At 40.2% G+C, this 12,030-nt stretch carries 7 protein-coding genes; all 7 read left to right on the forward strand.

Going from position 1 to position 12,030, the window contains the following annotated elements:
- Positions 1–124 precede the first annotated feature (124 nt).
- The 7 genes from MQE36_RS12115 to MQE36_RS12145 all read left to right on the forward strand — a co-directional run bounded on the left by MQE36_RS12115 (position 125) and on the right by MQE36_RS12145 (position 12,021).
- Entirely contained in the window at positions 125–940 is an 816-nt protein-coding gene (locus tag MQE36_RS12115) for a 3-keto-disaccharide hydrolase (protein ID WP_242936240.1), read from the forward strand.
- A gap of 18 nt (positions 941–958) precedes the next feature.
- A complete protein-coding gene (locus MQE36_RS12120) occupies positions 959–2,389 on the forward strand; it encodes a Gfo/Idh/MocA family protein (protein ID WP_242936241.1) in 1,431 nt (476 codons plus the stop codon).
- Positions 2,390–2,771: 382 nt separating this feature from the next.
- Complete coding sequence (locus MQE36_RS12125; RefSeq protein ID WP_242936242.1) at positions 2,772–3,521, forward strand: GntR family transcriptional regulator; 750 nt, start codon at positions 2,772–2,774, stop codon at positions 3,519–3,521.
- A 340-nt stretch (positions 3,522–3,861) separates the two neighbouring features.
- Positions 3,862–7,092, forward strand: a complete 3,231-nt coding sequence (locus MQE36_RS12130; protein WP_242936243.1) for a GH92 family glycosyl hydrolase — start codon at positions 3,862–3,864, stop codon at positions 7,090–7,092.
- A gap of 14 nt (positions 7,093–7,106) precedes the next feature.
- Positions 7,107–8,171, forward strand: coding sequence for a phosphoglyceromutase (locus MQE36_RS12135; protein WP_242936244.1), 1,065 nt, complete (start codon positions 7,107–7,109; stop codon positions 8,169–8,171).
- 127 nt (positions 8,172–8,298) lie between these two features.
- Complete coding sequence (locus MQE36_RS12140; protein WP_242936245.1) at positions 8,299–10,713, forward strand: GH92 family glycosyl hydrolase; 2,415 nt, start codon at positions 8,299–8,301, stop codon at positions 10,711–10,713.
- Positions 10,714–10,725: 12 nt separating this feature from the next.
- Positions 10,726–12,021, forward strand: coding sequence for a glucosidase family protein (locus tag MQE36_RS12145; protein ID WP_242936246.1), 1,296 nt, complete (start codon positions 10,726–10,728; stop codon positions 12,019–12,021).
- The last annotated feature ends 9 nt before the right edge of the window (positions 12,022–12,030 follow it).

Here is a 12,030-nt window from a genome sequence, read left to right on the forward strand (position 1 = left end):
TTAGGAAGACAGGTACTTTACTTGCTGGTTTTCAGGTTAATGATGTGAATTTACAGCGTATATTGATGTCTTGAATATCAACAGCTGATTTTAATATAATCAAAACTTAAATATCTAATTTAAAATGAAAAGAAGACAAAAGAAATGGAGGAAGTATCCTGTTTATCTGGTGATAGGGATACTTGCTTTTTCATGTAAAACCGAAAAATCCAAAACAGGGCCTGAAAAAGAAGCAACTGAAGAGGTGGTTGCTGATACAGAGAATTGGATCTACTTGTTTGACGGTACTACAACAGAAGGTTGGAGAGGGTATAATATGGATTCGCTTCCACCGGGATGGACAATTAAAGATAAGGTCTTGACTTTTGATACTGAGCTTGGGTTGGAACAGGACTATACAGGAGGAAAGGATATTCTTTATGGAGCTGAGGAGTTTGAAAACTTTGAACTATATATAGAATGGAAGCTCCCGGAAGGAGGAAACAGTGGTATTTTTTACCATGTGAAGGAAGGATATGACGGGCCTTACGTGGTGGCGCCGGAATATCAGCTTATAGATGATGAAAATTATGCCAGTATCCATGATTTAACTGAATACAACCTTAGTCTTGGATATACAGATAAGCCAGAAGAATTGAAACCGTTGCAACAAACGGGAGCCGATTATGCCATGCACCCGCCAGATCCAAATAAGGTTTTAAATCCGGTTGGAGAATGGAACAGCTCGAAAATTGTATTTACCCCTGAAAGAGTAGAGCATTGGTTAAATGGTAAAATGATTCTTTCTTTTGTGCCATGGGATGAAGCTTGGAATGAAAAAAAGAACTCCGATAAGTGGAAAAATAGTCCTGATTACGGGAAATTTAAATCAGGCTATATTGCTTTACAAGATCATGCGAGTCCAATATGGTTTCGCAATATAAAAATTAAGAAATTATAATCCATTAATGACCGAATAATGAATAAAAGAGAGTTTATTAAAGTCACTACAGCAAGTGCAATAGGTGTTGTGTTGGCACCATCTATATTGAATGCGTCTGCTACAAAACAAAGATTGCGAACGGCACATATTGGGGTAGGTAATATGGGAATGGAAGATCTTACTGCTGTTTCTTCGCATAATGCAGTCGATGTGGTAGCGCTATGCGATGTCGATGCTGTAAATCTATCCAGGGCTCATAAAATGTTCCCTAAGGCACGTGTGTTTTTCGATTACCGAACAATGCTGGAAGAAATGAAAGAAGAGATAGACGCGGTTATTGTTTCTACTCCGGATCATACTCATGCACCGGCATCCATGATGGCTATGGAAATGGATAAACCTGTTTATTGTCAGAAGCCTTTAACGCATTATGTGTCAGAATCAAGAGAAATGAAAAAGCTGGCTGCAGAAAAAGGTTTGGTTACTCAAATGGGGATACAGGTACATTCTTTTTATGATTATAAACTGGCAACACTTCTGATCCAGTCTGGAATTATAGGGAAGGTACACACAGTTCATGCCTGGTCGCCAAAAAACTGGGGGTATGACGGCCCTGTACCTCAGGGAGAAGACCCGGTTCCTTCACAGTTGGATTGGAATTTATGGCTGGGAACCTCTGCAAAACGACCGTATAAAAAAGACATGTATCACCCGGGTAACTGGAGAAAATTAATGGATTATGGGTGCGGAACTCTTGGAGATATGGGAGTACATATTTTTGACACTCCCTACAATGCACTCGAACTGGATGTACCGAGAACGATCATGACACAATGCAGGCCTTCCAACGGTTTTGGGTATCCTGAAAATAATACCGTAACATATGAGTTTCCGGGTACTAAATATACTACCAGATCCTTAAAGTGGGTGTGGTATGACGGTAAAGGAGCTCCGGACATGCACAAGGATCTGGTGTTACCGGGTTTTGCGGGAAAAAAAGCGAAGAAAGACGATACCGGAGAAGCAAGCGTAGAGGAGAAGATGTCTTTAGACGCCAAAGTTGCAGCAGCAAATCAATTGCCGGAGCAAGGGGCGATGTTTGTCGGAGAGAAAGGGCGTTTATTGTTGCCGCACTTTATGCAGTTACCAAAGAAGATTGTACGTGGTAAGTATGTTGATATCTCTAAGGAAATAACAGCTTTGTCTGAAAAATATAATCTGGGCGAACCGGTTAGGAATTATCAGAGCGAAGGACCAAAACATTATCATCAATTTGTAGATGCATGTTTAGGGAAGGGGGAAACTACAGCTCCTTTTGATTATGCTGCCCGTTTAACTGAAACCATATTGTTAGGGACAATAGCAGGCAGGTTTCCCGGAGAAACCTTGCATTGGAATGCCGAAACGGCGCGGTTTAAAGAAGAAAAAGCTAATAAGTATCTGGCAGGAGAATATCGGAAGTTTTAATTCACCTGCATATATAGAAACATCCTGACCATGCCTGAGGCGTTGATGCAGGCAGCTATGGTAACAGTATTGTTTCTGATAATAGTATTTAATGCGGTTTAAGGTTCCTTTTACAGGGATTTTAAATCGCTTCTTTATTTAACTTTCAAACTGTTGTATATCAATATTCAGGCAGTACATGTGCAAAAATAAATGCGTGTAACGGATTTAATTTGTTAGATCCGGTCACTTTGTTTATAAGGTTGATTGTTGAAACATTTGTGCAGGATCATAGAAAATTGATTCTTTCTTGCTAATATTGTTGTTTATTTAGTGATGATAACGTTATGTCGATCAATGAATAAATGCCATAAATTATATATTCAATAAAAGTAGATTGATTTTGAAACCGAAGTTAGTAAAGTACATAGACCATTCTTCCGAAGTTCCATTGCACAAACAGATCGAGAAAGTATTGCGTATGTTGATCAATACAGGAGATTATGATTTGGGCAGATTATTACCCAGTGAAATAGAGCTAAGTAATATGTTTGGTGTTTCTCGGAGTACGGTTCGTCAGGCTTTTAATACTCTGGTGAACGAAGGTTTGCTGGAGCGTAAACGAGGTAAAGGAACTGTAGTGGCCCAAAATGGAAATATAATAACGCAACTGAATGAGTGGATTTCCTTTTCAAAAGAGATGAAACGAAAAGGGATCAGGATCAAGAATTATGAAGTTCGTTTCCAGGAGGTTGAATGTGATGAAGAACTGGCGAAGGTATTTGAAGTGCCTGTCGGGAAAAAAGTAAAAAAACTAACGAGGGTTAAAGGAGATGAGTCAGTTCCTTTTGTGAAGTTCGAATCATGGTTTCATCCCAGAATCCCCATATCTGACAATCACGATTTCTTAAAACCGCTGAATGATATTCTTGAAGAAGCATACTCTATCATCCCTATGCGGTCATCTGAAGAAGTGCAGGCCATCCAGGCGAATGATGAATTGGCTGAAGTCCTGCAAGTTAAAAAAGGAATGCCTCTGTTGTATCGAAAGCGTATTGTATATGATGCAGGTATGCGGATCATTGAATATAACAAATGTTACTACAGGCATGATAAAATGAAGTATAAAATAGATATTGTTAGGAGTGTCTGATGTGTTTGACGGATTGACAACAGCTGTATTCTTCTTCTTATTAAGGACCTAAATCTTTAAAGTAAACTACCTCTGAGCAAGCTCACGAGAGGGTCGAGCGTAAAAAAATGGCATAGCGTACTCTTTTTAGTGATGGAGTAGCCCGCTCATGAGCCAAACATTTCGGATGTGTGGCCCCGTAAAATTCCGCTAGGAGGATTTCAGAGGAGCAAGTGCCGGAGCTACCGATAGCTATACGGGGTAAATCAGGATTATCGGGTAAAAAATACAAACTTAAGATGATAGATTTATTTTAAATGTTATATTTGTACAAATGTCTGTACATTTAAAATTTTGATTTATGAATAGCAAAATTCTTATTCTGATAATTAGCTTGTTTAGTGCTTTTGGGTGTTTGGCTCAGGAGAAGATTGTCTGGCAAATCGGAAAAGCCGATAATAGCGGGAACGAATTTGCGCTGGCACCGTCTTCGTACGAACATTTTTTAGAAAAAGATTTTGGTTGGGAAGACAGGTACTATCTGGTTGGCTATTCAAGCGATCGGAAAGATTTTCCGTATGTGTTACCCGGAGCGATAGACTATTGGGGAGGAACCTCAGGTTTGGCCGGAATAAGACCCCATGAGATCAATGTATTATTTGGCGTTGACGACAAGCCTGAAACAGGAAAATACCGGTTGCTGGTCGATATTCTTGACTGTAGTGCCAAAGAAGCACCGTATTTAAAAATCACCGTAAATGACAGATCGTGGAAATATCGGCTGAAGAGAGGAAACGGCGATCAGGTTCTGAATGGGAAAAATGAAAATGCCGGGGAGCAGTTAATTACAATTGATTTGGATGCAGACCTGATTAAAAAAGGAGGGAATAAAATTCAATTCACCACTTTGGAAGGCAGCTGGCTGGTGTTTGATAACATTCGCTTCTACGGTCCTGAAAAAACGAGTATAACGGTTCCTGAAAATGCTTTTATAAGGAACGTAGCTACGGCTACCTACGAAATAGATAAAGGGGGGAGCCGTTTTCAGCCTCTTTTGATAGATGTTCAGCATTTGGAGGGAATGCCTGAGTTAAAAGTAAAGCTTGATGGAAAACCTGTTTTTAGTGAAAGGATTGAACAGGGCAGATATGTTTTTGAGGTGCCGATGCCGGCGGTTAAAACGTCTGTAGAAAGTGCATATGAAATTTTAATTAACGGACAGGTTGTAGAGAAGGGAACGGTAAGCAGAAGCCTTCAGAAACTTGCAGCTCCTTCAGATTATGTCGACACTAAAATTGGTACAGGTCATTCCCGATGGATGATAGCGCCGGGGCCATGGATGCCCTTCGGAATGGTTAAAATAAGTCCGGACAATCAAGATGAAGGATGGCAGGCAGGGTACCAGCCAACATTTGAAAGTATCGGCACATTCAGTCATATCCATGAGTGGACAATGGCCGGTTTGGGGACTTTCCCCACCAACGGAAGGCTGATAACAGAAATGGGAAAACAAGAAGACCCCGATAGTGGTTACCGGTCACGTATCGATAAAACTACAGAACAAGCCCCTTTAGGGAGTTATTCGGTGCATTTGAGCGATTATGATATAAAAGCAGAACTTACGGCAACCACCAGATGCAGCTTTCAGCGATATACGTATCCAAAAGACGATTTAAATTCCAGAATTTTAGTAGATCTGAAAATACCGGGAGAATACGGTTATGAAATAGAAGAGGCCTATTTCAAAATGATCAGCGATTATAAAATAGTGGGGTACAGCAAGCAAGTATCACGCCATATCTGGGGCGAACAATACTATAGAAAACAAATGGTGGAAGATGGAGATGAGCCCAAAGAATGGGACGATATAAGCCAGCACTATACAGTACATTTTGTGATGGAGTTTGACCGGCCCATAAAGAGATTTGGAGTGCGGACAGATGGTAAAGAGAAGGGGGATATTGTTATTATAGATAAATCAGAGGAACTAAAAACAGACCATCCTGAAAGCGCTGTGGCATTTTTAGAGTTCGATACTTCCGGATATCAGGTGGTTCAAACAAGAACAGGGATTTCGTATGTAAGTATTGAAAATGCGGAAATGAACCTTGAAAAAGAAGTTTCAGATCCTTTCGGATGGAGTTTTGAAAAAGTTCGTCAGCATCAGGTTCAAGCCTGGGATCGTTTATTCGACAGGGTAAGGATCACCACGACAAACAGAGAAGAAAAAAGAAGGTTTTATTCTAATATGTACCGGGCTCTGGTAAGTCGTAATATCTTTAGCGATGTTGATGGAAGCTGGGTAGATGCAACGGAAAATGTGCAAAAATTTAATGATCCGGGAGATGTTGCTTTAGGGTGCGATGCTTTCTGGAATACATTCTGGAACCTGAATCAGTTTTGGAACCTGGTAACTCCTGAATGGTCATCGAAATGGGTTAAGTCTCAGTTGGCCATGTATGATGCCAATGGCTGGCTGGCTAAAGGTCCGGCAGGAATGGAGTATATTCCTGTTATGGTGGCAGAACATGAAATTCCGCTGATTGTGGGAGCGTATCAGATGGGTATTCGTGATTTTGACGCGGAGAAAGCTTTTGATGCTGTATATAAGATGCAAACTGCTACAGGGGAGAAAGTAGGAGGAGGTTATGCGGGAAACAGGGATCTTGGCACTTATTTAAAATATAAGTATGTACCTTATAACAAGGGAAGGTTTTCAAATACCCTGGAGTATGCTTTTGATGATTATGCGGTTTCTCAACTGGCTAAAGCACTCGGAAAAAAAGAGAAGTATCTTGAGTTTGCAGACAGAGCCGGCTGGTGGAAAAATGCAATCGATCCGGAAATAGGATTTGCAAGATTAAGGCATTCGGACGGTTCGTGGTATAAAGATTTTGACCCGATCAGATCGGGAGGTAATCATCAGTTTGTTGAAGGGAATGCATGGCAGCTTACTTTCTTTGTCCCTCAGGATATTCCTGCACTTGCAGAAATTATTGGTGAAGAAAGGTTTACGAAGCGTCTCGATGATGGTTTTGCCATAAGCAGCAACTGGAGGTACAATGCTCCCAATGAATTGTACTGGGATTTTCCTGTTATTCAGGGAAACCAGCAATCAATGCATTTTGCTTACCTTTTTAACTGGGGTAAAAAGCCGTGGCTTACTCAAAAATGGAGTAGAGATATATTAGACCGTTTTTATGGTTATGGCGTATCCAATGCCTATTTGGGAGACGAAGACCAGGGGCAAATGAGTGCATGGTTTATAATGTCGTCTATCGGATTGTTTCAAACAGATGGAGGAACAAGGGTAAATCCAATCTATGAAATAGCCAGTCCTTGTTTTGAAGAAGTGGTCATTAATCTTGGAGAAAAATATGGAAGAGGAAAGAACTTTACCATTAAAGCCAAAAATGTATCCCGAAAAAATAAGTATGTGCAGAGCGCTGTATTAAATGGCAAAAAACTCGATAATTTTTGGTTTCCTGCCAGCGAATTGTTAAAAGGAGGGACACTGAAATTGATAATGGGTGCTACTCCAAATAAAAAATGGGGGGTAAAAGAGATGCCTCCTAAAACCAACAAACAGTAAAAAACAATTAAGACATGAAAATGAGATTATTACTTTTTTTATTCGCTATTTCCTTCATTGGTTGTGAAAATTCAGAACAAGAGCAAAACAAAGTAGAAAACATTGTATTAATAAGTATAGATGGTTTACGATGGCAGGAGGTTTTTAAAGGTGCAGACTCACTTTTTACAGAAGACAAGCACTTTTGGGCAAATACCGAAGCCGAAAGAAGACAAAAATTAATGCCTTTTTTTTGGAATACAATAGCTCAAAAAGGACAACTGTATGGGAACAGAGACCTTGGTAACAAGGCAAATGTAAAGAATAAGTATTGGTTTTCTTACCCGGGCAGAAGCGAAGCACTTTGTGGTTATTATGATCCTAAAGTTAATTTAAACGAGTATCCAAACAACCCCAATGAAAACGTTTTAGAGTTCATTGATGAAAATGAAAGTTATAAAGGAAAAGTGGTGACTTTTGCATCGTGGGAGGCTCTTGGCAGGGTTTTAAATCGCGACCGGAACGGCATGCTTGTAAACTTACCAGGCGAAGATGTGCAAGAAGGCTCTGAAGCACAAAACCTTCTAAACGAACTGCAACATCTAATACCGGAATACCACCATGATTGTAGACCGGATGAGTTAACATATATGATGGCAAAAGCCTATATACAAGACAAACACCCAAAAGTTGTCTATCTCGATTTTGGAGATACCGATATCTTTGCGCACGATGGCGAGTATGGTAAATATTTAGACGCAACCAATCGCACCGATAAGATGATATCCGATTTATGGGAATCACTCCAGAATGATCCTTTTTATAAGGATAAAACGGCATTACTGGTTTATACAGATCACGGTAGAGGAATAGATGATTACGGATGGAAACACCATGGCGATGCAATACCTGGTAGCGATGAAGTATGGCTTGCTGCATTAGGCCCTGGAATACCAAATCTCGGAGAAGTAGCTCGTGATGGTCAAATTTATCAGGACCAAATAGCGCAAACTGCAGCCAATATTTTAGGATTTACCTTTGAGGCTGATCATCCCGTTGGTAACAGTATAGAAGGAGTGTTTGTTACCAAAAAAGATTAACTGTCTGTAAAAGTTGTGTTCATTTACTTTATGAGCATACAGGAATATAATTTTTGTGCCCCGTGTTTTTTACAGAGAGGTGCTTACAAATACGGTACTATGAATAAGTTAATTTCAATATGACGGCATGAAATATGAAATAAACAAACATAAATGGCTGGTGATTATTTTTTTCTTAATGGCATTGCTGGTTGTCAGCTGTAGTAAAAAAGAAAAAATAGAAAAACCTTTGGTAGCGCTGACACAATATGTGGATCCGCAGATTGGCTCGGTGCATGGACGATGGTTTTTTTATACCCCGGCGGCACGACCATTTGGAATGGCCAAACTAGCGCCACATACCAATGGTTATAATAGTGCAGGAGGATGGGGGCCTACGGGATACGACGATCGGCATACCTCAATAGAAGGCTTTGGACATTTTCATGAGTTTCAGATAGGAGGATTGGTATTCATGCCCACAGTCGGAAGTGTAAAAACTGTTCCGGGAACACTGGAAGATCCGGACTCAGGATATCGATCACGCTTTAATAAACCCACAGAGCATGCGGAGGTAGGGTATTATCGAGTTCGTTTAAACGACTATCAGATAGAAGCAGAAATAACAGCCACTGAAAGGGTAGGTTTTCACAGATATACTTTTCCAAAGACCGATGAGGCAAACCTGATTATAGATATTGGACACAAGCAGGGAGAAAGTGGTGATGTGACCGATGCCTTTGCACAATTGGTAAATGAAAATGAAATTGAAGGTTATATAGAAACATATCCGGAGTATGTGAAATTTTGCGATCCGGGTAAGCGGGTTAAAATGTATTTCGTTGCCAGGCTCAGTAAAAAACCACTTGCCGTGGGAGCTTTTAAAGATACTGTCCAGAACATTGATGTTCCAAAAACGGAAGGAACGGATAACGGACTGTTCCTGAGGTTTTCAATGCAGGAAGGGGAGCAACTCGAAATACAAACCGGATTAAGTTACACCTCCGTTAAAAATGCAAGGTTAAATTTAAATGTAGAGGCTGCAGAAAGAACCTTTGATGATGTCCATAATGAATCAAAGGTAGTATGGAACCAAAAGCTCAATAATATTGTAGTAGAAGGAGGTGAAGAGAAAGACAGAATTAAATTTTATACCGGCTTGTACCATGCGTTACTGGGACGGGGATTGGCCAGCGATGTTAATGGAAATTACCCAATGGCAGATGGCGGAATAGGACAGATTTCCCTAGACGAAAATGGGAAGCCTGCCTATCAACATTATAATACGGATGGAATGTGGGGAGGTTTCTGGAACCTAAGCCAATTGTGGGCACTGGCATTCCCATCCTATTTTAAAGAGTACTTGCAATCGAATATCGATTTATATAAGAAAAGAGGCTGGTTACATGATGGTGAGGCAGCCGGAGTTTATACTAATGGGGTACAAACTAATTTTCAGGGGCTGCTCATAGCCTCAGCTTACAATGTCGGTATCAGGGATTTTGATATTCAATCGGGATATAAGGCTGCATTAAAGAACGAACTGGATTATCACGACCGTAATCTCGGGAATGGTAAATATGATCTCAGTTACTTTGTAAAAGATCATTACATACCTCATAAAGATACTATCATTTCTAACGGATGGGTGTTTAATTTCGGAGCCTCACATACTTTGGAATATAGTTTTAGTTCTTATGCAGTAGCCCAAATGGCGAAACAGTTAAAGGATAGTATCAGTTATAAAAAACTGATAAGTCAGGCTGGGTATTACAAGAACTTATTCGATGAAAAAACAAAATTTATAAGGCCAAAACTCGAAAACGGTAATTTCATTCAGGATTTTGATCCGATGAAGGGATGGGATGGTTTTCAGGAGGGGAATGCATTCCAGTATACCTGGTATGTGCCTCATGATGTGCAGGGACTCATAAATCTGATGGGAAAGCAGCTTTTTAATGAACGCCTTGAACAAATGTTTACAGCTGCACGAAAAAGCATGTTCGGAGGCGGATCAGAAGAAATACACAGTTTTTCAGGAGTAGAAAAATTATACAATCATGGCAATCAGCCGTGTTTGCATAACCCCTGGCTTTTTAATTATTCAGGAAAACCGTGGCTCACTCAAAAATGGGTTCGAACTATTTGTAATGAGTTTTATGGTACAGAAGCTTTGCACGGCTACGGAGTTGGACAAGATGAAGATCAGGGGCAATTGGGAGCGTGGTATGTGATGGCCGCGATGGGCTTGTTTGATGTTCAGGGGCATAGTAATTCCGATCCTACATTTCAGTTCGGAAGTCCGCTTTTCGATAAAATCAGTATCAAGTTAGATTCGCAATATTACCAGGGCAATGCGCTGGTAATAGAAGCGGTGAATCAAGATCCCGATAATAAATATATTCAGGCAGCTGTCTTTAACGGAACGCCTGTAAACACAAACTGGATTTCCCGGAAGCAACTGATGAAAGGGGGAAAACTCATCTTTACATTAGGAAAAGAACCAAATAAAAACTGGGGCGTGCAATCACTGCCTCCATCAATGTCTAACCTTAAAAATTAGCTTACCATAACGATGAAGAAATTATTAGTAACCGGAATAGCAATAATGATAACTGCGTGTTCTTCAAACAAAGAAGATAAAAAACTGGCGGCAGAGATATTGTCCGACAAGAATTTTAAAGAAGTAACAGAAAAAGCTCTCGAAGTCGTTAAAACCGGATTTAATGCAGGTGATGGTTATGGCGAGGTGTGGATTAGGGATTACAATACATTTATTGAATTATCGGCAGAAGTATTTGATCACAATACGCTTAAGGAGAATCTATTAGTGTTCTTCAGGTTACAGGGAAATGATGGAAATATTATAGACGGGTTTATTCCAAAAGAAAAAGCAGTAGCAACAGAGGGCGGGTATCAATACATATATTCAGATCTCGAACCCGACTATTGCGGACATAAAAATACAGTGGAAACAGACCATGAAAGTTCTCTGGTACAGGCTGTCTACAGATATGTGAAAAAGACAGGAGATGCCGATTTTCTGAATGTTAAAGTAGGGGATGCTACGGTGGCTGAACGTATAGAAAACTCGATGACATTTTTAATGAATGAACGCTGGAGTGCTAAATACGGATTGATCTATGGAGCCACTACTGCCGATTGGGGCGATGTACAACACTCACATCCCTGGGGAGTATATATTACTGAAGACACCCATTATTGTGTAGATATCTATGATAATGCCATGATGCTGATTGCCCTTGATAACATGATGGAGTTAATACCTGTGACTAAGGTCAAATGGGGGCCAATTCGTAATGAAATTGCTAAAAATACAATGCAGGTTTTGTGGGATGATGAACACCAGAAATTTATCCCTCATGTTTATTTAGACGGATCCCCTTATCCGGATGATTTTAATGAAAATGAAATTTACTACCACGGGGGAACAGCAGTAGCTATTGAGGCAGGGTTATTGAATAAGGAACAGATCAAAAGTGCTCTCGGCAAAATGATAGCAAATGTAAAAGCATCCGGAGCAGGTTCCATAGGTTTAACGATGTACCCTCCATATCCTGACTGGGCTTTCGAAAACAAGGGGATGTACCCTTACGGCTACCAGAATGGAGGCGATTGGACCTGGTTTGGAGCCAGAATGATCCAACAGCTTATCCGCTATGGTTTTGTAAAAGAAGCCTATGAGCAAATGCAGCCTATGACTGATCGTGTCGTAAAAAATAATGGCTTTTTTGAATGGTATACAGTAGATAATAAACCTGAAGGCTCCGGTACTTTCAGAGGATCGGCAGGTGTACTTTATAAAGCTATTCAGCAGTTTTACGATTGGGCTGCAGAAGTAGAAAAATAAGAGATTACG

This window comes from Zhouia spongiae (assembly GCF_022760175.1).
Lineage (GTDB): Bacteria > Bacteroidota > Bacteroidia > Flavobacteriales > Flavobacteriaceae > Zhouia > Zhouia spongiae.

Excerpts from the sequence above, each read along its gene's own strand:
- MQE36_RS12115 (WP_242936240.1), top strand. The coding sequence starts at position 125 with ATGAAAAGAAGACAAAAGAAATGGAGGAAGTATCCTGTTTATCTGGTG.
- MQE36_RS12135 (WP_242936244.1), top strand. The coding sequence starts at position 7,107 with ATGAAAATGAGATTATTACTTTTTTTATTCGCTATTTCCTTCATTGGT.
- MQE36_RS12120 (WP_242936241.1), top strand. The coding sequence starts at position 959 with ATGAATAAAAGAGAGTTTATTAAAGTCACTACAGCAAGTGCAATAGGT.
- MQE36_RS12145 (WP_242936246.1), top strand. The coding sequence starts at position 10,726 with ATGAAGAAATTATTAGTAACCGGAATAGCAATAATGATAACTGCGTGT.
- MQE36_RS12130 (WP_242936243.1), top strand. The coding sequence starts at position 3,862 with ATGAATAGCAAAATTCTTATTCTGATAATTAGCTTGTTTAGTGCTTTT.
- MQE36_RS12140 (WP_242936245.1), top strand. The coding sequence starts at position 8,299 with ATGAAATATGAAATAAACAAACATAAATGGCTGGTGATTATTTTTTTC.